At 61.7% G+C, this 22724-nt stretch carries 29 protein-coding genes; 17 read left to right on the top strand and 12 right to left on the bottom strand.

Annotated features, from left to right (window positions below):
- Positions 1–78: 78 nt before the first annotated feature.
- Positions 79–393, top strand: a complete 315-nt coding sequence (locus AC1ECK_RS29390; RefSeq protein ID WP_480325509.1) for a hypothetical protein — start codon at positions 79–81, stop codon at positions 391–393.
- Positions 394–853: 460 nt separating this feature from the next.
- The gene (locus AC1ECK_RS29395) at positions 854–1156 is read left to right on the top strand and encodes a VF_A0006 family four-cysteine protein (protein WP_480325511.1); all 303 of its coding nucleotides are present in this window, start codon (positions 854–856) and stop codon (positions 1154–1156) included.
- A gap of 125 nt (positions 1157–1281) precedes the next feature.
- Here AC1ECK_RS29395 and AC1ECK_RS29400 read toward each other — a convergent pair whose 3' ends face one another.
- Together AC1ECK_RS29400 and AC1ECK_RS29405 are read right to left on the bottom strand one after the other, a co-directional pair.
- Positions 1282–2085, bottom strand: coding sequence for a transglutaminase-like domain-containing protein (locus AC1ECK_RS29400; RefSeq protein ID WP_480325513.1), 804 nt, complete (start codon positions 2083–2085; stop codon positions 1282–1284).
- Between the two features lie 167 nt (positions 2086–2252).
- Positions 2253–2672, bottom strand: a complete 420-nt coding sequence (locus AC1ECK_RS29405; RefSeq protein WP_480325515.1) for a winged helix-turn-helix transcriptional regulator — start codon at positions 2670–2672, stop codon at positions 2253–2255.
- Positions 2673–2783: 111 nt separating this feature from the next.
- Between AC1ECK_RS29405 and AC1ECK_RS29410 the strand changes: the two genes are divergently transcribed.
- The 8 genes from AC1ECK_RS29410 (at position 2784) to AC1ECK_RS29445 (ending at position 8371) form a co-directional block, all read left to right on the top strand.
- On the top strand, positions 2784–3059 hold the full coding sequence (locus tag AC1ECK_RS29410; protein WP_480325517.1) for a hypothetical protein: 276 nt from the start codon (positions 2784–2786) through the stop codon (positions 3057–3059).
- Positions 3060–3113: 54 nt separating this feature from the next.
- Positions 3114–3986: an NmrA family NAD(P)-binding protein gene (locus AC1ECK_RS29415; RefSeq protein WP_480325519.1), complete on the top strand. Its 873-nt coding sequence runs from the start codon at positions 3114–3116 to the stop codon at positions 3984–3986.
- A 140-nt stretch (positions 3987–4126) separates the two neighbouring features.
- Positions 4127–4498 (top strand): DoxX family protein, encoded by a 372-nt coding sequence (locus AC1ECK_RS29420; RefSeq protein WP_480325521.1) that lies wholly within the window; start codon positions 4127–4129, stop codon positions 4496–4498.
- Positions 4499–4621: 123 nt separating this feature from the next.
- The gene (locus tag AC1ECK_RS29425) at positions 4622–5062 is read left to right on the top strand and encodes a helix-turn-helix transcriptional regulator (protein ID WP_480325523.1); all 441 of its coding nucleotides are present in this window, start codon (positions 4622–4624) and stop codon (positions 5060–5062) included.
- Between the two features lie 74 nt (positions 5063–5136).
- Positions 5137–5547 (top strand): VOC family protein, encoded by a 411-nt coding sequence (locus AC1ECK_RS29430; RefSeq protein ID WP_480325525.1) that lies wholly within the window; start codon positions 5137–5139, stop codon positions 5545–5547.
- Positions 5548–5765: 218 nt separating this feature from the next.
- Positions 5766–6395: a helix-turn-helix transcriptional regulator gene (locus tag AC1ECK_RS29435; RefSeq protein ID WP_480325527.1), complete on the top strand. Its 630-nt coding sequence runs from the start codon at positions 5766–5768 to the stop codon at positions 6393–6395.
- Positions 6385–7356 carry an ornithine cyclodeaminase family protein gene (locus tag AC1ECK_RS29440; protein ID WP_480325529.1) on the top strand — a complete coding sequence of 324 codons (972 nt, stop codon included), beginning with the start codon at positions 6385–6387 and terminating at the stop codon, positions 7354–7356. The genes AC1ECK_RS29435 and AC1ECK_RS29440 overlap by 11 nt, the downstream gene beginning before the upstream one ends.
- A gap of 52 nt (positions 7357–7408) precedes the next feature.
- Entirely contained in the window at positions 7409–8371 is a 963-nt protein-coding gene (locus AC1ECK_RS29445; protein WP_480325531.1) for a threo-3-hydroxy-L-aspartate ammonia-lyase, read from the top strand.
- A 77-nt stretch (positions 8372–8448) separates the two neighbouring features.
- Here the strand turns inward: AC1ECK_RS29445 and AC1ECK_RS29450 are convergent, their stop codons facing one another.
- Positions 8449–9444, bottom strand: coding sequence for an aldo/keto reductase (locus AC1ECK_RS29450; RefSeq protein ID WP_480325622.1), 996 nt, complete (start codon positions 9442–9444; stop codon positions 8449–8451).
- A 279-nt stretch (positions 9445–9723) separates the two neighbouring features.
- A complete protein-coding gene (locus tag AC1ECK_RS29455; RefSeq protein WP_480325533.1) occupies positions 9724–10638 on the bottom strand; it encodes an AraC family transcriptional regulator in 915 nt (304 codons plus the stop codon).
- A gap of 100 nt (positions 10639–10738) precedes the next feature.
- On the opposite strand from AC1ECK_RS29455, the gene AC1ECK_RS29460 reads away from it, so the two are divergent.
- Complete coding sequence (locus AC1ECK_RS29460; protein ID WP_480325535.1) at positions 10739–11482, top strand: SDR family oxidoreductase; 744 nt, start codon at positions 10739–10741, stop codon at positions 11480–11482.
- Positions 11483–11486: 4 nt separating this feature from the next.
- Here AC1ECK_RS29460 and AC1ECK_RS29465 read toward each other — a convergent pair whose 3' ends face one another.
- Positions 11487–12242, bottom strand: a complete 756-nt coding sequence (locus tag AC1ECK_RS29465) for a DeoR/GlpR family DNA-binding transcription regulator (RefSeq protein ID WP_480325537.1) — start codon at positions 12240–12242, stop codon at positions 11487–11489.
- A 79-nt stretch (positions 12243–12321) separates the two neighbouring features.
- Here AC1ECK_RS29465 and AC1ECK_RS29470 point away from each other — a divergent pair, with 79 nt between their 5' ends.
- From AC1ECK_RS29470 to AC1ECK_RS29480, 3 genes are all read left to right on the top strand, one after another.
- Positions 12322–12921 (top strand): NUDIX domain-containing protein, encoded by a 600-nt coding sequence (locus AC1ECK_RS29470; protein WP_480325539.1) that lies wholly within the window; start codon positions 12322–12324, stop codon positions 12919–12921.
- On the top strand, positions 12918–13301 hold the full coding sequence (locus AC1ECK_RS29475) for a DUF4406 domain-containing protein (RefSeq protein ID WP_480325541.1): 384 nt from the start codon (positions 12918–12920) through the stop codon (positions 13299–13301). Before AC1ECK_RS29470 ends, AC1ECK_RS29475 begins: the two co-directional genes overlap by 4 nt.
- A 146-nt stretch (positions 13302–13447) precedes the next feature.
- Positions 13448–13639 carry a hypothetical protein gene (locus AC1ECK_RS29480; protein WP_480325543.1) on the top strand — a complete coding sequence of 64 codons (192 nt, stop codon included), beginning with the start codon at positions 13448–13450 and terminating at the stop codon, positions 13637–13639.
- 93 nt (positions 13640–13732) lie between these two features.
- On the opposite strand, the gene AC1ECK_RS29485 is transcribed toward AC1ECK_RS29480, so the two are convergent.
- Together AC1ECK_RS29485 and AC1ECK_RS29490 are read right to left on the bottom strand one after the other, a co-directional pair.
- Positions 13733–16198, bottom strand: a complete 2466-nt coding sequence (locus AC1ECK_RS29485) for an FUSC family protein (protein WP_480325624.1) — start codon at positions 16196–16198, stop codon at positions 13733–13735.
- 191 nt (positions 16199–16389) lie between these two features.
- Positions 16390–17031, bottom strand: a complete 642-nt coding sequence (locus AC1ECK_RS29490) for a VC0807 family protein (RefSeq protein WP_480325545.1) — start codon at positions 17029–17031, stop codon at positions 16390–16392.
- Positions 17032–17236: 205 nt separating this feature from the next.
- On the opposite strand from AC1ECK_RS29490, the gene arfB reads away from it, so the two are divergent.
- The gene (gene arfB, locus AC1ECK_RS29495; RefSeq protein WP_480325547.1) at positions 17237–17641 is read left to right on the top strand and encodes an alternative ribosome rescue aminoacyl-tRNA hydrolase ArfB; all 405 of its coding nucleotides are present in this window, start codon (positions 17237–17239) and stop codon (positions 17639–17641) included.
- Positions 17642–17688: 47 nt separating this feature from the next.
- On the opposite strand, the gene AC1ECK_RS29500 is transcribed toward arfB, so the two are convergent.
- On the bottom strand, positions 17689–18972 hold the full coding sequence (locus AC1ECK_RS29500; RefSeq protein ID WP_480325549.1) for a sensor domain-containing phosphodiesterase: 1284 nt from the start codon (positions 18970–18972) through the stop codon (positions 17689–17691).
- Between the two features lie 435 nt (positions 18973–19407).
- Between AC1ECK_RS29500 and AC1ECK_RS29505 the strand changes: the two genes are divergently transcribed.
- On the top strand, positions 19408–19698 hold the full coding sequence (locus tag AC1ECK_RS29505; protein WP_480325551.1) for a putative quinol monooxygenase: 291 nt from the start codon (positions 19408–19410) through the stop codon (positions 19696–19698).
- Between the two features lie 114 nt (positions 19699–19812).
- Here the strand turns inward: AC1ECK_RS29505 and AC1ECK_RS29510 are convergent, their stop codons facing one another.
- From AC1ECK_RS29510 to AC1ECK_RS29520, 3 genes are all read right to left on the bottom strand, one after another.
- Positions 19813–20070, bottom strand: coding sequence for a DNA-binding protein (locus tag AC1ECK_RS29510; RefSeq protein ID WP_074264996.1), 258 nt, complete (start codon positions 20068–20070; stop codon positions 19813–19815).
- Between the two features lie 166 nt (positions 20071–20236).
- Complete coding sequence (locus AC1ECK_RS29515) at positions 20237–20488, bottom strand: hypothetical protein (protein WP_480325553.1); 252 nt, start codon at positions 20486–20488, stop codon at positions 20237–20239.
- A gap of 334 nt (positions 20489–20822) precedes the next feature.
- Entirely contained in the window at positions 20823–21542 is a 720-nt protein-coding gene (locus AC1ECK_RS29520; protein WP_480325555.1) for a YdcF family protein, read from the bottom strand.
- 271 nt (positions 21543–21813) lie between these two features.
- On the opposite strand from AC1ECK_RS29520, the gene AC1ECK_RS29525 reads away from it, so the two are divergent.
- Positions 21814–22128, top strand: a complete 315-nt coding sequence (locus tag AC1ECK_RS29525) for a hypothetical protein (RefSeq protein WP_480325557.1) — start codon at positions 21814–21816, stop codon at positions 22126–22128.
- A 278-nt stretch (positions 22129–22406) separates the two neighbouring features.
- On the opposite strand, the gene AC1ECK_RS29530 is transcribed toward AC1ECK_RS29525, so the two are convergent.
- Entirely contained in the window at positions 22407–22658 is a 252-nt protein-coding gene (locus tag AC1ECK_RS29530; RefSeq protein ID WP_480325559.1) for a hypothetical protein, read from the bottom strand.
- Positions 22659–22724 lie beyond the last annotated feature (66 nt).

Raw genomic sequence — 22724 nt, forward strand, 5'->3', positions numbered from 1 at the left:
ACTAACAATTTTGAACGACCTTCTTGCGAAGGATAAACGGAAATATCCTCATTGCAGGACAGCACAGAAATTCAATATATGAATGAATCTACTGACCAAAAAGCGCGAGCTAACCGGCTGGGCTTGATAGGTGCTGGAGGACTGTTGTTCCTGCTTGGCTTACCGTCCTGGTTCTTGCTGGCGAGTGCTCTTGTACCGCTGGCGCCATTTGCCGAATGGCCCAAAGAACTTGCCATTGTTGGAATCGTCGTCCCCCTATTGTTCGTTGTGTGCTGGAAGTACGACGCCGGACGTAAAAGTGAGATCGGCTATCTCGTGTTTGGATGGTTTATTTTCGGCGTTGGGTTAGGGAAGCTTTTTCTTTTCATGGTTAGCCTAGCCCCGCGTGGTTGAGACCAAATTTTCTCGTACCCGAACCCTGCAGGCGCATCTGCAACGTAAGTCAGCGCTTCGCGAGGACCGTTCCGCCGCATGTACTCCGGAACTGGTGCCCACTATGCCAGTCAAGCTCTCAGTAGTTGTGCACATTCAGGCTATCAATGAGCGTAGCTAATGGCGTAGCTCATCGAGCAAGGCCTTATCTGGCGGGGCAGAGGTACTGCTGGATACCAACCTTGGCCCGGTTGGAGCAGGGCGGTCGAACGCACCTTGGCGCTACCATTTTGGATCGCCGCAGTCGCGCGATTGACAGAAATCGACTGCGGATTCAACCGGTCGATGCAACACAATAGAAGCTGCGTGAGCAGCGGGAGTGTTGCCATGAAGCTGAGACCCCGGATCTATTACACCGAGAGCATCGAAATCCGACATGATACGATTCCCCGCATTCACCCCTGCGTCTCGCCCAGAATCCATGCGCAACCTCGCCTATCTGCTTCTCTCAATCACGTTCGCCTCGCCGCTCTCGGCCATGGCGCAAGGCACCAGCAATCCGGACTACGATCAATGCATCCTGCAATCGCTGAGGAACAGCCAAAGCAGCGTGGCGGCAGACGCGATCAGACGCTCGTGCGACGCGCTTTATAGAAACGGCGCGCTGCTCTTGCCTCGCGAAAAGTCGTATCACGTGTGTGTCCTGCAGAATATGCAAAGCGTGAGAGACGAATTTGCGGTTCAACAGATCCTGCGAGCATGCCAGCGCCAGAGTCAGATGTGAGTCATTTCGGATTGTTGATGCTGCACGTCGCGTCGTAGCGCGTTTCCAAGCCGAACCCCGATAGTCGGCAAAATAGCCGCACGCTGTCAATGCGCCGTTCCCAGCGTTGGCGGATTGTAGCGCGGTCATTCCTGGTCGCAGTGCACCTTGAAGTGCGTCAGCACGGCGGGCCCGAATGCATTGCTGATTGCGACATCGGCGGCGTCGCGACCGTATGCCATCAATACGCGCCCGATGCGCGGCGCGTTGTTTCGCGGATCGAAGGTCTGCCAGCTACCTCCCACATAGGCTTCGAACCATCCCGCGAAATCCATCGGCGCTGCAACGGGCGGCAAGCCCACATCGCTGATATACCCGGTGCAGTAGCGAGCAGGAATATTCATTGCGCGGCATAGCGTGACGCCCAGATGCGCGAAGTCGCGGCAAACGCCTTTGCGTTCGCGGTACACGTCCCACGCGGTTTTGGTCGGCCGCGCATGCCCGTAATCAAATTCGATGTGTCGGTGCACGAAGTCGCAGATTGCCAGCACAGTCTCCCGGCCCGGGGTGCACTGGCCGAAAATTTGCCACGCGGTTTCGACCAGCAGATCGGTTTCGCAATAGCGGCTCCCCAATAGGAAAATCAGCGTATCGTCGGGCAACTGCTCTACCGGATGGCCCCAACCGTCGCTGGGCCGAGTTTCCATATCACTTGACACATTTAGCAGCGCTGTCGTGCGCAATCCCATACGCCCGATGGGCGCGACGATTCGGCTGCACAGGTTGCCGAACAAATCGCGATACTGGCTAATCCGCACCGGTGGATCGGCAACGAGCAGATCCGCCACGACAATATCCTTCGCATGCGAAAAATGCGTGTTCAGCATCAGCATCATCGGCGTGGGCTGCGGGCACTCGTACGACAGTTCGTATCCGACGCGAAGCTTCATGAATCCTCCGTGATTCGGCTGATTCGGAGGGGCGTTGGCCCTGGCATTTCGAGGGCGCGTTGCCGAAAACAGCCGCAACAGATGATCCCACGATGCAGGGCTTCACGCTTGCATTCAAAAACAATCGTCCGCTGGCGGTCGCTACCACCTCACATCGAACTGGGCATCTAGCGTGGGGCATCGCCGGGTGCGCTGTCAAAGCGGATGCGCGCGGCATCGATGTCGGAATAACGACGATCGGCCCAATCGATGAGGGCCGCCATCGGGTCCAACAGGGATTGGCCTAGCGGGGCCAGACGATATTCGACGCTCGGCGGCCTGGTGTGAAAAACATGGCGGGTGATGAGTCCGTCGCGCTCCAGATCGCGGAGTGTCTGAGTCAGCATGCGCTTGGAAATGTCAGGGATGGCGCGGTGAAGCTCGCTGAAACGCTGTGATCGCGTCGCGAGCTCCATGATCGTGAGCATGCTCCATTTGTCGCCGATGCGGTCGAGCACGTCGCGTATCGCGCAGTGTGCGGACTGGGTGTCGCCCAATTCACGTTGATACCGGCTGAATCTCTCGATCGCATTCTGTGCGGTGCTCATTCCGGTTCCCTTTAACTCTTCTGGTAACAAAAAACTGCCTCCTTGCGGCGCGAGGCATAGGTCTCTATTGTAGACCTACCCTTAAACGTAGACCCTTCTCAAGGAGCTCTCATGACAGACCCTATTTCCGTTCGCCATCTATACCCAGGCTCCGACGGACATCTGGGCCGCGGTGTGGTGGCGTTGCGGGTAGAGGAGGGCGATTCCCATATCACCGCATCCAGCCGCAGCCCGCAGAAATTGAGCCGCTTCGCCGCGAAGGTTAAAGCAGATTTCAACGATCCAACCACGCTCTCTGCGGCTTTTGCCGGAGTCGAGCGCCTGCTGATTATCTCCATCGATGGGTTGGGCGACATCATTCTTTCCAACAACAGCGTACGAGGATGAATCTCCAGATCGCGGGTTGGCATTTAAAGGCAGTACTAACATCAGGAGAAACGCATGTTTTTGGTAATGGGAATTACGGGACGCGTGGGCGGTGCAACGGCCCAACATCTGTTGGCGCAAGACAAGAAAGTACGCGCGCTGGTCCGCAATCGCGAGAAGGCGGCGAAATGGGCGGATCAAGGTGTGGAACTGGTCGACGGCGACTGGAATGATGCGGCTGCCGTCGAGCGGGCGCTCGAGGGGGTCGAAGGTGCATTTGTCATGCTGCCGGCTGTCTGGGCGCCCTCGCCTGATTTCAAGGAAGCAAAGAGCGTGATCACGAACTATGTCGAGGCGGTGACCAGGGCAGCACCGCCGCGGGTGGTTGTGCTCTCGTCGATGGGTGCGAACAGAACCAGCGGGCTGGGGATGATCACGGCCCTGTCGCTTCTGGAGCAAGAATTTCGCCGCCTGACATTGCCGATCGCCTATGTGCGAGCCGGCGGGTTTTTCGAAAACTTCCTTTACGGCTTGCACGTCGCCCAGGGCGGCACGCTACCCGTCTACTACAACCCGACGAGTCGGAAATCGACCATGGTCGCGACCGACGATATCGGCGCCGAAGTGGCGACGCTGCTGAGCGGGCCGGCGTGGTCCGGGCATCGCGTCGTCGAACTTGGCTCGATGGTCAGCGCGGATGAAGTCGCGGCCCAACTGGGCGAAGTCATGCAGCACGACGTCAAGGCCTTCGCGATCCCGCGGGCCGGGTGGCCGGCTGCGTTCGAACAGTTCGGTATCCCGAAGGGCCGGACCGGACCGGCCGAAACGATGTTCGAGGCCGTCAACGCGGGCTGGATGGACCTCGGCGGGGAGGGTACGGAGCACGTCGCAGGCACGACGTCCCCGCGCGACGTCTTTGCGGCGGCCCAAAAGGCCGCTGCGGCATGAACTGCCGCATTCGCACCAAGGAAGATCGCGGTCCAACATGAAGTTTTTGTTTTCGGCGCAGCGCGCGGAAGCGGACGGCTGATCGTCCGCGACGCCGTGGCGAAAGGCCGCGCCGATGCTGATCAGACAAGGAAGGACGAATGTCCAAGATATCCTGGCGCCAAGTATTACCTTTGATTCTTGCCGCTTTTTTCGTCGTGGGATCGCTCAGCAACATCGTCGCCCCGCGATCCATCTTTGAGGAATACCTGAAGTGGGGATATCCGCACTGGTTCCATTTCGTGACCGGTTCGCTGGAACTCATGACCGCCGTTCTGCTGGCGCGAGCACGGACGCGGCTGTGGGGCTCGGCGCTCGGCTGCGCCGTGATGTTGGCTGCGCTCGCGACCGTCACAGTCCACGGCGAATACGGGCATGGGGTGGCGCCACTTGTCGCGGCGACACTATCGATTGTTGTCGGCGGGATTGCTTGGCGCAAGCGGCTCGCTGTCGGGTCCATGGCACGAGCCTAAACGTTATGCGGCTCTCGATTCGATGTACTCCAATACCCACAATGAAGCTGACTTCGCCTGTTAGCGAATAAGAGGGCGCGGCGCCGGGTTGAGCGTGTCCGCCGGGCGTGGCACGATACGCCAATGCCCACCGCCAACCCTGACACCGTTCTCCGTGACCTGGTCCGCCTGCGGCGCGTTCGCGACCGTATTGACCGCGACTATGCCCAGCCGCTGGACGTCGAGGCACTCGCCCAGGGCATCCATATGTCGGCGGGCCATCTCAGCCGGCAGTTCCGGCTTGCCTACGGCGAGTCCGTCTATTCGTATCTGATGACCCGGCGCATCGAGCGCGCGATGGCGCTGCTGCGCCGGGGCGATCTGAGTGTCACCGAGGTCTGCTTCGAGGTCGGGTGTTCGTCGCTGGGCACCTTCAGTACGCGGTTCGCTGAGCTCGTGGGAGTTTCCCCCAGCGTTTACCGACGCGATTGCGCGCACGAGACCGAGGGTATTCCGTCCTGCGTCGCGAAGCAGGTGACGCGACCGATCAGGAATCAAGAAGCGCCGGAAAAGGTACGCGCCTAGACTGCCTTCCATGGCTCCTGACCCACGCGGCGACGGCCGAAGCCATGCTTCCTGAACAATCACGGAGACTGACTATGGATATCACCATCCACTCGACCTTCCTTCCTCACACCGATGCGGAAGTCTCGCTGGCGTTCTATCGGGACGTGCTCGACTTCGAGGTCCGCAAGGACGTCGCCTTCGGCGACAACCGCTGGATCACCGTCGGCCCGAAGGGCCAGCCCGGGACCTCCATCGTCCTGTACCCGCCGAACGCTACGCCCGGCCTTACCGATGCGGAGCGGCGCACCATCGCCGAGATGATGGCCAAGGGTACGTTCGCGATGCTGCTGCTTGGCGCGAAGGATCTGGATGCCACCTTCCAGCGCCTGCAGGATCGGGATGCCGAGATCGTCCAGGAGCCGACCGACCAGCCGTACGGCGTGCGTGATCTGGGTGTGCGCGATCCGGCCGGCAACATGATCCGGATCCAGCAACTGAAATAAGGAGGCCGGACACGCTGGCGCCGCCAGCCGGCCGCCGTCTGTTTGCCTTCGTGGTGCCTGACCGGAAGCGCCATGACGCAATGACACTGTCGGCAAACCACGGGTTTTCCGCTGGTTTGTGTGCCCATGGCACTCAAGACACGACATCGAGACATCCCTGCCGAGCCGTCAAACCCAGAAAAATTGACAAAAATTCTACAACTAGATATTCTGTCCAGATGTCGAATCCATCCAAAGAGCAACAGATCCTGGTCGAGCAACTGAAGCAGGTCGCGCAAGGGCTAGGAGAGACCTTTGCGCCATTCTGCGAGGTGGTTGTCCACGATCTGCTCCATGCTGACCACGCGATTGTCGCGATCCATAACAACCTGTCGGGCCGGGAAAAAGGCGACCCCGCCACCGAGCTGGGTCTCGCACGAATTGCGGACGAGACTTATCCGCAGGTCATCGCAAACTACGCAAACCAGTTCGCTGACGGACGGCAAGTAAAGAGCACGTCAATCGGCATCAAAGACTCGGGCGGCCGCTACGTGGCCGCGCTCTGTCTCAATGTGGATCTAACGCTTTTTGGTACGTTGCAAAACATGCTCGGTCAGTTCGTCAGTATCGATGCCACGGCCGGCGTGAAGGAGTCGCTCGACCCACCGGGAGCCGATGGAATCAGGCAGCGGATCGACCAGTTCGCGGCCCGGCTGGCGACCACGCCGCGAACATTGAAAGCGGCGGAGCGGCGCGCGCTCATGGGTGAACTGCGCGAGTCAGGCAGCATGGAAGTGCGACGCGCCATGGAAATAGTCGCGCTCCATTTGGGCGTATCACGAGCTACGGTGTACAACGATGCCAAATGACGCGAGTTTAGTATTGCTCGACAAAAACGTCGTCGAGTCGCTGCTGCTTCCCGACGATGTGCTCGATGCGGTACGCGAAGCATTCGTTCTGCACAGCCGGCGAGAAGGGCGGGTTTTCCCGGTCGTCCGGGAGTCGCTTGCCACGGGCGGCGTATTTGGCATCAAGTCGGGCGATATACCGGCGCAAAACCTACTTGGCTTTAAAGCCGCGGGGTTCTGGCCTGGCAATCGAGGGCTCGGCGGTGAGCCTCACCAGGCCACAATCGTTCTGATCGACCCCGCAACCGGGCGCCCGGCCTGCATCGTCGACGGCAACGCGGTAACGACCATGCGCACAGGCGCCGCGGGCGGTTTGGGCCTGCAGCAACTTGCCCGCCCCGACAGTTCGAATCTCTGTCTATTCGGTACCGGCGTCCAGGCCCGGGTGCAGTTGACCTTCGCTCTGCGGCTTATGCCAACGCTGAAGAAAGTGCGCTATGTGACCGCGACGGGTCAGAGGAACCCGGTGCTTGAGGCGTCCTTCTCCGCGCGTTGCGACATCGCGCTTGCGCCCGATCGCAACGCTGCGGTGGCGCAAAGTGACGTGGTGATCACCGCCACGCCAGGCGCCGGCGCGCTATTCGATCTGGAGGCGGTGCAGCCCGGAACGCACCTGAACTGCGTGGGTGCGGACACCAAAGGAAAGCGCGAGCTTCCCGACGGTCTCCTGCAACACGTTCACCTGTTCGTTGACGATCGCACGCAAGCGAGCCAGATCGGCGAGGCCCAGTGGGCGCCCAACACACCAGCCGTAGAGCTCGGTGATCTGTTGACCCACCATGCTCAATTCAATCGCGGGCGCGACGACATCACTGTTTTCGACATGACGGGTCTCGCCCTTCAGGACCTGACCGTCGCCCGCATGCTGTTTGACCGCGCTTGCCAGTCGAATCTTGGCACCGCACTTTCATGGCCGTGGTGAGAGGCCCGGACAAACGCGTCGCCTGACGCATCGAACTATTGATGGACTAGACATGCTGAATCTTCCGACTTACAGGGACGTTGCCGCCGCGGCAAAGCGAATCGAAGGCACGGCGAACCGGACGCCTGTCTTGACTTCGCGCACAGCCAACGAAGAGATGGGCGCGCAAGTTTTCTTCAAGTGCGAAAACTACCAGCGCATGGGCGCATTCAAGTTCCGCGGCGCGATGAACGCACTGTCGAAATTCGACGAGCGTCAGCGTGCTGCCGGCGTGGTTGCCTTCTCTTCCGGCAATCACGCTCAGGCCATCGCGCTGGCGGCGAAACTGCTTGGCATTCCCGCGACCATTATCATGCCGCTCGACGCTCCCGCCGCCAAAGTCGCCGCAACCAGGGGGTATGGCGGCAACGTCGTGACCTACGACCGTTACACCGAAGATCGCGAAGCGATCGGCCGCAACCTCGCCGATAAACACGGCATGACGTTGATTCCCCCGTACGACCATCCGGATGTGATCGCGGGACAAGGCACCGCCGCCAAGGAGTTAATCGAAGAAGTCGGAACGCTCGATGCGTTGTTCGTCTGTCTCGGTGGCGGTGGCTTGCTGGCGGGGTCGGCGCTCGCGGCTCGCGAACTGGCGCCGGACTGCAAGATCTACGGCGTGGAGCCGCAAGCCGGTAATGACGGACAGCAATCGTTCAGATCCGGCTCGATCGTTCACATCGAGACGCCGAAGACGATTGCGGATGGCGCCCAGACCCAGCATCTGGGCCAATATACATTCCCGATCATTAAACGGGATGTCGACGACATTCTTACCGCCACTGACGATCAACTGGTGGCTTGCATGCGATTCTTCGCAGAGCGTATGAAAATGGTCGTCGAGCCCACCGGTTGTCTGGGCTTTGCCGCGGCGCGCGAAGCGAAGAACCAGTTGAAGGGCAAGCGGATCGGTGTGATCGTGAGCGGCGGCAACGTCGATCTGGAGCGGTATGGCGCCTTCCTGGCCGGTTAAAGCCAACACCTCGAGCGGAGCAAGCGGCAGGCGCCAAGGTCCGCTTGCCACGCGAAAGACTCGAACAGGTCATTCATTCAGAGACCCGTCATCTTCATCGCGGCTTCAGGAAGGCGCTCCCCCTGAATCTGGATCTTCGAGACTTCAGCGTTGATTTCCGCGAGGTCGTGAGCGCTCAGCTCGAGATCGACACTACCGAGATTCTCTTCAAGACGATGCTGCTTGGTCGTGCCGGGAATCGGCACGATCCACGGCTTTTGCGCAAGCAACCAGGCCAGTGCTACTTGAGCCGGAGTGGCGTTCTTGCGGATGGCAACGGCCTTCACGACCTCGACTAGTGCCAGATTGGCTTTACGCGCCGAGGGAGAGAAGCGCGGTACGTGATTACGGAAGTCGGTTGGATCGAATTGGGTATGCTCGTCGATCTTGCCGGTCAGGAAGCCGGCGCCCAAGGGGCTGAACGGGACGAAACCGATGCCTAGCTCCTCCAGTGCCGGAAGCAGTTCGGCCTCCGGTCCTCGCCAGAAAAGCGAATATTCGCTCTGTACGGCTGTCACCGGCAGCACGGCGTGAGCGCGCCGGATCGTCTGTACGCCAGCCTCCGACAGACCGAAGTGCAGGACCTTGCCGGCGGCAACCAGATCCTGCACCGCACCGGCAACCTCTTCGATCGGCACAGCGGGATCGACGCGATGCTGATAGAAGAGATCGATATAGTCGGTGCCGAGACGCTTCAGGCAGGCATCGGCCACAGCTTTGATATGTTCCGGTCGGCTATTGGTGCCGGCTCGTCGCACGCCGGTAGCCGGATCGATATCAAAACCGAATTTCGTGGCGATGATGGCTTGATCGCGGATAGGCCGCAGTGCTTCACCGACGAGTTCTTCGTTGACGAACGGACCGTAGGACTCTGCCGTGTCGAACAAGGTGATGCCGCGCTCATGCGCATGGCGGATAAGCTTGATCATCTCCTGCTTGTCTGCCCGCGATCCATACAGACCACTCATGCTCATACAGCCGAGACCCAGTGCAGAAACCTCGAGGCCGCTGTTTCCCAGTTTTCGCTTTTGCATTTCCTTCTCCCGAATACGGCTCGCGGTATGAGATACGCGCGACATGCCGGCAACGAGGAGAAGTTTAGGTTGATGCTTTTTCTTCAACAATCCACGATGTGGTTGATGACCTATTGAGTAATTTTCACAAATTATGAGAACCGGCCTCTCCGAGTTAACGGTATTCATCGAACCTGATGAACCGCCATCCGCCCGCAGCGTTCAAGCTGAAAAAAGCTGCGAAGCAGCATTAAGGGCGAGGGCGTGCCGAACTGTCTTGATACCTGCAAGGCACGTACGCTACGGGCGCAGCGCTTCGATTTGCTCCCGTGCATAACGCGTTGGCGGCAGTCCGACATAGCGGGTGAAGGCGACGCTGAACGTGCTGGCGGAGCTGTAGCCGACGCGTTGCGCCACCTCGGCTACTCCATACTCCTTGCGCCGCAGCAGGTTCTTGGCGATCGCCATGCGCCAGGCGAGCAGGTATTCCATGGGGGCGACGCCGACGGCGCGGCTGAATCGCTCGAAGAACGCCGAGCGGGAGAGGGCGGCTTCTTTTGCCAACTGCGCAACGGTCCAGCTTCGGGTTGGACTCTCATGCATCCGTCGAAGCGCGGCTGCGAGGCGTCCGTCGGCAAGCCCGCGCAACAGCCCCGGTGACGCTGCCGCGTCCGCAGTGGAGCGGAGCGCTTCGATCAGCAGAACCTCCAGCAGTCGTGCCAGTACGACATCCCGCGCAGGCCGTTGCTCGCGGGATTCTTCGCCCACGAGCTGGACGAGGGTGGCAAGCCTCCTTTCGCCTCGAACGTGCACGAGTTGCGGGAGCAGCGAAACCAGCAAGGCTGCATCGGGCGAACCGAAGACGCAGTGGCCGATTAGCATTCGAACATCCGGCGGCCCGCTTTGAACGCCAACTCTGAACTCGCCGCCGGCCAGGGCGATGGGCGCGGTCTCGAAGTCATCCGATGGCACCGGTTCGAGGCTCGACGTCGAGAAGCCATACGCCGAGGGGATCAGGACAAAGTCGCCCTGCTGAAGGTTGATAGGCGGCTGGCCGTCGACCGCGAGGCGGCATGAACCTTCGACGATCACGCAGTAGAAAGGCCGCCCGGTTTCCGAGCGGCGTACGCGCCAGGGACCTGCACCGCTGACGATTTTGGAGAACGAGGCGCCAGGCTGGAGCAGCGTGACCACCTCGGCGAGCGGGTCGATCATGACAGGACTCCTGCCAACGAAATTTGGACTTTCTATTGTAGCAAGTCCGGCTGTGGCGACTTATCGTTTCGGTTCCGCAAGCCACCTACAGGAGTTGCCCATGAAAACCGTCCTGATCACCGGATGCTCGTCCGGGTTCGGCCTCGAAACCGCTCGCTACTTCCTCGAGCGCGACTGGAAAGTCATCGCCACGATGCGCACGCCGCGCGAGGACGTGCTGCCGCGTGCGGAGCGCCTGCGCGTGCTCGCTCTCGACGTCACCAGCCCGGAAAGCATCCGTCAGGCCGTGGAGGCGGCCGGACCGATCGACGTGCTGGTCAACAACGCCGGAATTGGCGTGCTGAATGCTCTCGAAGGCACCTCGATGGAAACAGCCCGCGAGGTCTTCGAGACAAACACGCTCGGCACGATCGCGATGACGCAGGCGGTGCTGCCGCAGTTCAGGCAAAAGAAGGCAGGTGTCATCGTGAACGTCACTTCGAGCGTGACATTGCGGCCGCTCCATCTGCTTTCCGTGTACACCGCAAGCAAGGCGGCAGTGAATGCGTTCACCGAGTCTCTCGCGCTGGAGCTGCAGCAATTCAATATTCGAGTGAGTCTGGTGTTGCCGGGACGAGCGCCCGAGACCAGTTTCGGTGAAAACGCACAGACGCGGATGCAGAACGGCTTCCCCGAGGCCTACACCGCCTTGGCGCAGAGCGTCTTCGCGCAATGGGCGCAGTCGTCTGAGGTCACTCGATCGCTGGATGTGGCTGAAGCGGTGTGGCGTGCGGCGAACGACCCATCGTGCCCGCTTCGCATTCCTGCCGGCGCCGACGCGCTGGTGTGGGCCAGGTCGGCCTGACTTCTCAGGCGCGAACCACGCTCACTCCGGCGGCCTCGAGCGCGTCTGTGAACGCGGCATCGGTCGAACCCTCGACCACGATTGTCTGCGCAAGCGTCACGTCGCCGATCGAATACGCCGATGCCGCATTGAGCTTGTCCATGGAGGCCAGCACGACGGTTTCGGCCGCCCGTGCGGCAAGCGCCCGTTTCACATAGGCCTCTTCGAGATCGCCGGTGCTCAGCCCCGCCGTGGGATGAACGCCCGTGACGCCCATGAAGTAGATATCGGCGTGGATGTGCGACATGGCTTCGATGGCTGCCGCACCGACGTTCACGATCGAGTGCTTGTACAGCCGGCCGCCGATCATGATCACGTCGATTGACGGATGATCGACCAGCGCAACGGCCACCGTCGGACTATGCGTGACGACAGTCGCCGACAGCGAGCGCGGGATGTGCCTGACGAGCTCGGCGGAGGTCGTCCCGCCGTCGATGATGACGATCTGTCCCGGCGCGATCATGGCCGCGGCCGCGCTGCCGATTGCGCGCTTGCCCGACGACTCCAGCACGCGTCGTTCCGCAAACGGAGCAACCGCCGGCGAAGCGGGCAAGGCGCCACCGTGAACCCGCTGCAGCAATCCTTCGGCAGCCAGTTCGCGCAGGTCGCGCCGGATGGTGTCCTCCGACACGCCGAACGTTACCGCTAGCGGTGCGGCCAGCACCTGTCCGTCCTGAGCCAGCAATTGCAGGATCGTTTGCTTGCGTTGAGAGGTCAGCATCGGTTGCACGTTTTTTCTTGATATTGCACGAAATTGCACGATATCATGGGTGCTCCTTTTTCGCCAGTTGGAGCGATCCGTGACTGCAACGCAAGACCGTGTGCGCATCATCGATACCACCGTGCTTTCGGACGACTGGTATGTCCTGAAGAAGACGACCTTCGATTTCCAGCGGCGCGACGGCAGTTGGCAGCGGCAGAGTCGCGAAACGTACGATCGCGGCAACGGAGCGACGATCCTCCTGTTCGACCGCGCCAGAAGGACGGTGATACTGACCCGGCAGTTCAGATTGCCGGCGTTCGTGAATGGCCACGATGGAATGATGGTGGAAGCGCCGGGAGGGTTGCTCGACAATGCGTCGCCGGAGGAACGAATCCGCGCTGAGGTGGAGGAGGAAACCGGCTACCGGGTACGAGACGTGCAGAAAGTCTTCGAGGCGTACATGAGCCCGGGTTCGGTGACGGAGAAGCTGCATTTTTTCATCGCTGAATATGACGCGGCGTCGCGTATCGGCGGTGGCGGTGGAATCGAAGCCGAGGGCGAAGATCTCGAAGTGATCGAGCTAACGTTCGACGACGCGCTCGCTGCAGTGCGCCGCGGGGAAATCGTGGATGCCAAGACGATCATGCTGCTGCAGCACGCTGCGCTGAACGGACTGATGGAGCCGCATACCAGATGAGTCCGCAACTGATCCTGATAGCCGGCCCGTATCGCAGCGGTACTCAGGGCGATCCCGAACGCATCGCGCTAAACCTCAAGCGGCTGGAGCAGACCGCGCTGCAGGTCTATCGACGAGGTCATATGCCGATGATCGGCGAATGGGTGGCTCTTCCCTTGGCGGCCGCAGCCGGCTCCGAAGCGCTCGGCGATGCAATCAGCGAGGCATTCCTGTATCCGGTCGCCGCCAGGTTGATCGAGCAGTGCGACGCGGTGTTGCGCATCGAAGGCGAATCCGCTGGCGCGGATAACGACGTGCGGCTAGCGCGTCAGCTCGGCAAGCCTGTGTATTGGAGCGTCGACGAGGTGGCGGCGGCCGGCGGGCCGTCCGCTTCAGCTTAGGGTTTGAATATCGGCATCGCTGGCGGATTCGGAGTCTGCGCGCGCATAGGGATGCGATCCGAATGGTCGCCATGCAAGCCATGTGCAAGCCGGGTGGGCGTAGAATGCCAGCCTTCCTGGACATTACCCGAGAGTCGAGCAGCCTCATGAACGAACCGCGCAAGAAGAACCCGACCTTTGGCATCGCCGTGTTTATCGTGATCGCGGTATTGCTGGTGATTGCGACGCTTCTCTATAACGCAATCAGCGGTAAGCGCGAGTTCGACCGCGAGAATGCCGCAACGCCGGACGTGGCTTCAGCAACGGCTGCTGCAGCGGCGAGCAGCGCGTCGCAATGATGCGCTGAGGGAAACGCGGGGGAGCGCGCCGGTAGGCCGCGCCGCGTTAGCGCGTTGCTCGACCTTCGTTGCGCGAGCCTAAGCTGGGTTCGCTTACTCTTCCGGCAGCCGGATCACGCTCGCGTCCTTGCGGATCAGGTTGGCTGCCGCGAGCATCTGCTTGCACTGATGCGCGAGCAGTTTCAGTTCATGCACGGCGTCCGCAGAGTAGTCCGCCGATTTCTCGGCTTCGACCACCATTGCATCGAGTTCGCGCCCGAGCTGTCTGGTGAGCTCGGCCTGGTCGGCGGGCAGCGCCGCGCCGGCCTCGGCCTCCGTGAGAGTGTCCCGCACCATGTTGAGCACGCGTTGTAGTGGTTGCAGGGAGACGCTTTCCTGCTGCTGGGCCGAGGTGCGCAACAAGGGCGCGGCTGCGGTGATCTGCGAGGCTAGCGCGTGGCTGCGCACCAGCAGGTCGTTGAGTTCGGGGACAAATTTCTGCGCCGCCTTCGGCTCCAGCATCATGCGCTGGAAGGCCTGCCCCAGGTTGGCGAACGCCACGTGCACATTCTTGCGGGCGAGGCGGTAACGGTAGTCGCGCTCGAGCGCAACCGCCGCGGCGGAGGCGGCGGGCGTCGTTGCCGCGGCAGCGGCAGCAACCGGGGCGGCTGACGGTGCTGAGGGGGCCGCTGTGGCAGGCGTGCTCGACGTGCCGCCGCTCGCCCCAGCCGAGGCCAGCTTCGCCGTCCCAAAGCTCGGCCCGCCAAACCCCGCGGCGCCGAAACTTCCTACCGGGTCTGCCATTGCGGCCGCAGGCGCGCGTGCACCGGCCTCGGTGACGACTGCCGTGGCGACCGCAACCGGCTTGCCGCTCCACCACCAGCTCGCTTCCAGATATTGCCGGGTCGCGGCAATCATGCTGTTGACGAGTTTGCCCATCAGCCGGTATTCCCAGTAGGGGAACAGGTGGCTGGCGGCAATGGCTATCGCGCAACCGACCACCGTATCGATGGCCCGTTCGCCGATGATCCGCATGCTGCCCGGCGCCAGCAGGTGAAACATCAGCAGCACGTATGACGAGGTGAACACGACACTCGCCGCATAGTTGAACAGCAGCAGGCTGTAGCTCATCACCATCGAGGCAAACATCACGACCAGCAGGATGTGCGGTTCCTTAACGAACACGATCAACGCGATACTCGCCGTGCAGCCGATCAGCGTGCCGACGATCCGCTGCCCGTTACGCTGCTTGGTGAGCGAATAGCCGGGCTTCAGGATGATGACGGTGGTCATCACGATCCAGTACGCATTGGTGAGCGGCAACAGCCGCCCGAGCCAGAAGCCGACGGCCACCGCGATCGTCACGCGCAGCGCATGACGGAAGCTCGGCGAGGCCATGGTCAGGTTCGAGAAGATCTGCCCGAACGGCACCCGCCGGCTCGAGACGAAGCGCGTCAGCGCCTGGTCGAGGCGCAGTTCGGTTTCGGTCGTTCGCGCTTCGCTGGAGAGGCTCTTGCGCATCTTGTCGATCAGACGCGTCGCGCTCCAGATGCGGCGGAATGTAGCCGACACCGCCGAATAGGCCTCCGGGTTCTTCGTCGGCATATCGTGCTTGCGCATCAGCTCGATTTCGAACTCGATGGCGCGCAATTCGGCCTTTACATTGACGCGGCTGCGCGGCGGCTGGTTCTGCAGTACGGCGAGACCGATCTCTTCGAGGTCGGCCGCGGCCTTGCGGATCAGGTCGCGATAGAACGTGAGCATGTCCGAGCCGCCGAAGGTGTTGCGCACCATCGGGTAGTCGGTATGGGCGCCGACGAACAGTTCATGCAGGTCGACCGTGTTGATGAACAGGTTGAACAGCATGGCGCGGCGCGGTTCGAGCTTGCCTGTCTTGAGCTTGGGCAGGTTGCGCAGCACGATGTCGCGTGCCGCGTCCTGACGTTCGACCGCCGCGATCTGCTTGGCGACCAGATTGCGGTAGCACTCGTCGAGTTCGTTATCGAGGTCGTAGAAGTCGGAGCGCGCGAGCAGATAGTCCGCGCAGGCGAACACGCTTTCGGCGAGCGCCTGCTGTTCGATGCGGTGCATCTGCCAGCGGCTCACCAAGGTCGACCAGTAGGTGTACCAGAGACCGCCCGCGAGAATCCAGGCCGCGTTGACGAGTGCCTGCAGCGGCGTGAAGTGCTCTTCAAGCGTCATGATCATCATGAAGAGCGTGGCGAAGCTGATCTGCGGCCAGCGGTTGCCGTACACGACGATCAGAGACAGCACGAAGGTGAGCGGCACCACCGTGCACCACAGCGCCACCGGGTTGACGGTAGCGAGGCCGGTGGCGAGCGCCGACAGGAAGCCGATCACGCTGCACGCCAGCATTTCGTTGTGCTTGTACTTGAGCGGACCCGGCATGTCGACCACGCATGCGCCGAGCGCGCCGGTCGCAATCGTGAAGCCCAGCTCCTGGTCGTGGAACAGCAGCAGGCAAATGACGGCCGGTAACGAGACGCCGACCGCGATCCGCAGACCGCCATAAAAGTACTGGCTATATAGGAATTTTTTGATCTCGACCGAATAGCGCATCGACTGCCTGGAGTTTTCGTACCACGACAAAAATGAGACTGCAGGGAAGCCCCAAACCGGTGATGAGTCTAACTGATTTTATGGCTCATCTGACCTCGTCCGTCAGGCCAGGTTATGTCGTGTCGATGCGTTTGCTATGCTGTTCTTCAAGCGTCGTCTTCAAGCGTTGTGCGCGGGGTTTCCGGCGCGGTTCAACCCGGCATGCCGTTCACCTGCGCCGCTGCGTTGGCCCGGTCGCGCAAGGTTTTGCGGTACCACAGCGTCCACGTCAGCAGCGCGCCATAAATGCCGTAGCCGATGAAAGGCGAGACCACTAGGAAGCGCTCGATCGGCCAGGTCCACGCCATCCATGAGCGCAACAGCGTCTCGCCGGTGAGGCCCATGCCCCACACCGCGGTCATCAGGCGCATCGCGGCGGCGACGTCAGGGCGCTCGTCGATCAGCGCAGTGAGGCGCGCGGCACCGTCTGCCTGTTCGCGGGCTACCGTGGCGCGGGCCAGATAGAAGATGAGCGGCCGGCGCAGCGGCAGCGACAGCAGAAACGCCACGCCGATCGCGCCGGACACCAGAGATTCGCGCAGCAGCAACATGCGCGGGCTGCCGCCCAGCGCCATTGCGCAGATCGACAGCACGATGCCTGTCAGCACGATCACGCTGAGTGCGTCGACGCGCCTGAAGCGCGCCAGCTCGACGAGGCTCCAGATCACGGGCGGCACGGCCGAGGCGATCAGGCCGCCGGTCTCGCCCCAATGGGGCGCCGCGAGCCGGTAAGCCAGCCATGGCAGCAGCAGGTTGACGGCCAGGTCGAGCAGGACAGCGGGGCGCAGCTTCATATTAATTTACGTTGTAAGCGATGGATGCCAGTATCGGCGACGCGACGGTGTTCGGCAACTTTTTTTGTGCATCGGTTCGGCTTGCCGATAGCGGCTTGCGTGGCACTCGCAAGCGTCCGGCCGAGCCGCCGCCGCGGGTTTTGTCGTGCGAGACGGCTGCTGGGCACGTGTGTACACTTGCGGTTCGTTGCTCTATACCCACGCCATGACATCCCGTTATCCGATCCCGCCCAATGAAGTCGAACTGACCGCCGTGCGCGCGCAAGGGGCGGGTGGGCAGAACGTCAACAAGGTTTCCAGTGCGATTCATCTGCGCTTCGATGTGCGCGCGTCGTCTTTGCCCGAGGTTCTCAAGATGCGGCTGCTCGCTCTGTCGGATCGCCGGCTTACGCGCGATGGCGTAGTCATCATCAAGGCCCAAGAGCATCGCACCCAGGAGATGAATCGAGCGTCCGCGCTGGAGCGGCTCGACGAGCTGATTCAGAGCGTCAGCGTGACGCGCACCCCGCGCGTCGCTACCCGGCCGACGCGCGCCTCGAACCGGCGTCGGCTCGATACCAAGGCACGGCGCGGCGAGATCAAGCTGGGTCGCTCGCGAGTGGACGACTGAGGTGGTGGAGGCCCGGACGGTGGCGTGGTTGCTGCTGTCGCTGCGGCTCAGCGCCTGCGCGGGCCGGGCGCGCTGCGGGCGCCGGGAATGAAATCGACGCACAGGATGATGGTCTTGCCTTCGCGCTCGAGCGTAACGGCGGCCGTGTAGCAGTCTTCGCCGTCGATCAGCGAGTAGTGCGGTCCCATCATGGCGACGCGGCCCGGCGCGGCCAGCGCATGCTTGAAGTATGCCCGGCGCGACCAGTTGCTGCGCGTCGTCGCCAGCAGCGGTGCAAGGCGCTGCGGGGGCGGTGGCACGGAAGGGGCGCAGATGGACGGCAGGGTTTGCTCGCCCTGATCGTCGGTGACGAACACCCGGCGTGCTTCTGGAATCGAGAACACGAGTTGCGCCGCCTGAGCGAGGTCGCCGCTCGCGGCGAAGCTGTGGGACGCCGCCAGCACCGCTTCGGCAAAGCCCTCGAAGCCAAGGCGCTGATGGCGGGCGTGCTTGCGTTCATAGTCGGCGAACTTGCGCCACATCGATTCGATCAGGGCGGGTACCCGCGCACAGGCGGCCTGCACGGAGCCCTTCGGCTGGCCGAGCCAGAAGCCCTGAACGAAGTCCACGTCGGCTTGCATCAGGATCATCAGTTCGTCGTCGGTCTCGACCCCTTCGGCCAGCACCAGCGTCCCCGATTGGTGCAGCATGGCGATCAGGTGGCCGATCAGCGACTCGTCGCCCTGGCGTTTGCCGGCGCGCGCCACCAGCGAGCGGTCCAGTTTGACGATGTCGGGGCGGAAGCGCCACACCCGGTCGAAGTTCGAGAAACCGGTGCCGAAGTCGTCGATCGCAATCAGAAAGTCGCGCGGCTGGGATGCGGCCAGCATGCTGGCGACGGCCGATTCGTCGTCGGCCGGCTGCTCAAGCACCTCGATCACAATGCGTTCCTGCGGCAGTCCGAAATGTGATGACAATTCGTCGATGAAGGCACGCTGCGGCCAGCCCGTTTCGAACACCTGCGGCCGGGTGTTGAGGAACAGCCACCCGACCGGGACGTTTTGCTCCATGAAATTGGCGACGTGCAGGCAGCGGGCGATCCGGTCCAGCTCGCGCGCCTCGCTTGCCGAGCGGGTGCCCGCAAACAGCATGTCGGGCGTGACCGACAGTCCGACCGGGTCGACGGCGCGCAACAACGCTTCATAACCGACAATGCGTTGATGGGTGATGGACAGCACTGGCTGAAACACGCTGTGCAACGTGAGGGCCCGCCATGTGGCGGTCCAGCCGGATTCTTCGTGCACCAGATGAGGCAGAAGGCCGCTGAGCGTCAGTTCTTCGACTGTGGGCATGGTGGCGTGGTCTCAGACGTGCGCTACGATCCACAACGAAGTCCTGCGCCGCACCGGCACGCAGGCCACGGTGTTGGCAGGGCGCATACGCTGCCCGAAGAGACGGAGCTCGAACCCAGCCACGCTGACCTCCAGCGGATTAGTCGAAAAACAGTCTAGCAGTTCGAACTTCCCCTGAATGTACGGGTTATCACACACGCACCAAGCCCGCTTCCATATGGGCAACGCTAGCACGCCGGTGCGGCGGCTGCACGCCAAACTCCAGGCGGGGTTCTCGCCCGCGCGGCGTGTGGCTTCCTTTGTATAGATGTTTGCGACGGCGGCTTGCCGCCTGCGTCTGCCGGACGTGCTTGCCAGATGTGCCTGTCGCAAGCGCCCTACCGGCAAGTTTGCGGCACGGCAGGTATCCTGCTGGTTTTTCAGACGGAGCTCAGCATGGCGGAAATCGCGGTAGTGGCAATCTCGGTGGCAAAACCGGGTCATGAAGAAAAGTTGCGCGAGGCGCTCGAAGGCATCGTCGGACCGACGCGCAAGGAGCAGGGTGCGTTTCAATACGACCTGCATCGAGATGTGAGCGAGCCGCGCCGCTTTGTGTTCGTCGAACGCTGGGAAAGCAGGGAGGCGCTTGCCGCGCACGCGAAGTCGGCCCATATCGAGGCCTATAAGAAGGCCGTCGCGGATTGGGTCGAACATTCGGAAATTCGCGTGATAGAGAAGATTGCCTGATAGCGGATCTCGTCTGCCAGGTGGCGCAAGAGTTCACGCGGTTCAGGCGCTCAGGCGGGCGCCGCGCCGCAGGCGGCCGTCGCAGCCTGCGCGCCCGCCGTGTGCGGCTGACGCTTAGTGCGTCGACTGCGGGACGTCGAGAATCAGGATGATGGTCCAGTCCGCATCGCCGTCATGGTGATACTGGCGCTCCGCGACGATAAACGGTTGCTGTTTGCCGTCCGGGCCGAGAAACAGCACGTCGCCTTCCATCGGCAGGCATTCAACCGGCGGCAAGGCCAGATACGCTTCCTGACCGCCGCGCGGCATCAGCTTTTCGATTTTGCGGGATGCCGCTTCGGTCCATTCGATGTCCAGCTGGATGTTGCTCATTCTGTCCTCCGCACCAAGGTGCGCACGGGTTGGGGGTGGTTCTTCGGTGCGCGACTTTAGCATACCGTCAGTCTGGCCCGGACAACAAAAAGCCGAAGCCGGCATGGCCGGCTTCGGCTTGACATCGTCGTGGCGACTGGAGCGGGACTGCCTCTGTCAGCCGAGCTTACTCGCTCGCTGCTTTATCCATCTTCATGGCCGGCTTCTTGTGATGCGGGGCCATCTTGTGATGTTTGGCCGGCATGGCGGGCTTTTCGCTTTCCATGGCTTGTTGCTGGGATTGCAAGTTCTGGGCACGTTGTTCGACATCGGCTGCCTTGGCCGGATCGGTGCTCATCGTGACGCCATTGTCTTGCGCATATGCGGTGCCCGCCAGGGCCGAGAGGGAAACCAGGATCGCCAGGGACACTTTCTTCATCTTTACCTCCGTAGAGTGGTTGTGGCCGATTACTGCCTGTCCGATCGGAAGGACAATGCATTCTAGCGAGCAATATCCGCTCCAACAGAATCTTTGTAACAGGTTTGACAGATAGTTACATTTAGTTACGTTTGGGCTGTGTCACCGAAAGGTTAAACATCATCACAACGGGTGTTATTGCCATGTGGACATGCTAGTCCTACGTCTATCGGCACAAGCTACAAGGCGAAGTTCCGGAGCGTTCGCGACGCTTTTGAGGCAGGAAGCAAAACCGAAACGCCGCAACCGGAAGATCAATCGGTACAACTGAATATGTGTCGGGGGCATGTTCTTCTCAGAACCACCCGAGCAGACAGTAGACGTGAAACTGCGCGATGCCGATCAATTCATGAAGCGCGAGATCCGCGTTCACCAGATTCTCGAAGCGCGGCAGCAGGCCGACGCGCACCTGGCGTGTATTTGAGATAACTGGCTCAGGTCTGAGTCCGAAGCGGTGAAAGTCGAGCAGGGCGCGCGGCATCTGGTACGCCGAGGTGACGAGGATCAGAGAGTCGTAGGGGGCGGCGTGCAATAGTGTTGCCACGTTGCGGGCGTTTTCGTAGGTGTTGAGGCTGCGGTTCTCGAGAATGATGTCCGTGCGCGGCACCTGCTGTTGCAGCAGATAGGGCAGGTAGGTGTCGGCTTCCGACGCAGCATGCCGCTGTGGGTTGCCCCCGCTGATGATCACCCGGCAGGTCGCGCCGCTTCGTTTGCATGCCGAATAGAGGGTGGCGCTCGTCGCGATGCGTGCCAAGGCGTCTTTTCGCGGCACCAGTTTGTGAGCGTCGTCATAGTAGGTGCCGCTGCCGAGCATCACGATCGTCGTGCGGGCGGCGTAGGTCGTCGGCGCAACGGCGCGTGGACCCCGCTGGGCCAGGTCGAGCAACGGTGCGCTCAACCAGCCCGCTGCCAGCAGCCAGAACAGGGCCAGAGCGGCGCACGCAAGGGGGATGCGGGCCCGCGGCATTAGCACGATTGCTGCAAAAAAAAGCGCCAATAAAGTGAATAGAATCAATTTAAATGGGGTAACGTATGGTTTTTGAGGGTATTCACGCTGCCGCTATCGCGCCACGTCGGTCGCATCATAGGCTTGTGAAGGGAACGCTAACACGAGGTTCGAACGGGGACCCAAAAACACGGAACAACAGGTGGCACCTGGCGGGAGACGGTAGCATCGCCATTGCGATGAAGCTCTCCGCCATGGGTGGGTGCTATGCGCGTCACTGGTGGCGCGGTGATGTGCTGCGCAAAGATGTGTCATGGCTGCACTTTAAGAAAGAAGTGAGATGACCACGTATTCCAACGAAGCAGTTCTTGAAGCACTGCGGCGGGCGCAGTATCGCCAGGTTCCATGGGCCCGGCGTCCGGGAGTATTCGAATATCTGCGCGCGCTCGGGTTGATGGAGACGGTCCGGCAACGCACCGTCGCACCCGCTCCGGGTTTTCATGCGCCGGTCGACATCGCTGTGCTGACCGATAGGGGCCGGGCCGAATTTGCTCGCCTCGAACGCGACGAGCGATCGCTCAACTGGACCGCGCGCAAGATGACCGATTACGTTGCTGGAGAGCACCGCACGGCCGATCTGGAAGTGCGTCCGTAGTTGCCTCCTCCGGGTTGCCGGGTGCGAGGCGCCGGCGCGCCGCTGTCGGGCCGCGGGCTTGGCTGGGCGTCGCTACGGCCAGCGCAAAAAAGGCGCAAAAAAAAGCCCGTATCGCAAGGATACGGGCGTACCGGAATTACTACTGCCACGCTGTGCTAATGGCATAGGTCAGACTGGCGCGTCCCGAGGTGGTTCCCGCAAGTTCCGCTGAGGTTTGCCGCGCTTTCCTGCTTTTTCCAATTGTCGATCGCGCCGGTCGCGACGCGCGCCTTGCGGCCCTAACGGCGGCGTGGCGCATCCTCGTGCACCGGCTCCGGGCGCGCGCGCACATTGCTGGCGATATCGCCACGCAGGTCGCCACGCGGCGCGGGTGGCGTGAAGTTACGGTTGCGCTCGCCCTGTTGCCATGCTTCGAGCGTGGCGGGCCGATCGGGCTGCCAGTTCCAGCCCGGAGGTTTTTGCTGTGCGAAGATGGGCGCGGCGATCAATGAAACGACAATGCCGCACAGAAGCAGGGACATTGGTTTCATGCTGGGCTCCGTTCAAACCTGATGAGTCAGGCCTGTGTGCATATTCGTACGGTATGCACAGGAGCG

The sequence above is a fragment of the Paraburkholderia sp. SSBN10T genome (assembly GCF_056619545.1).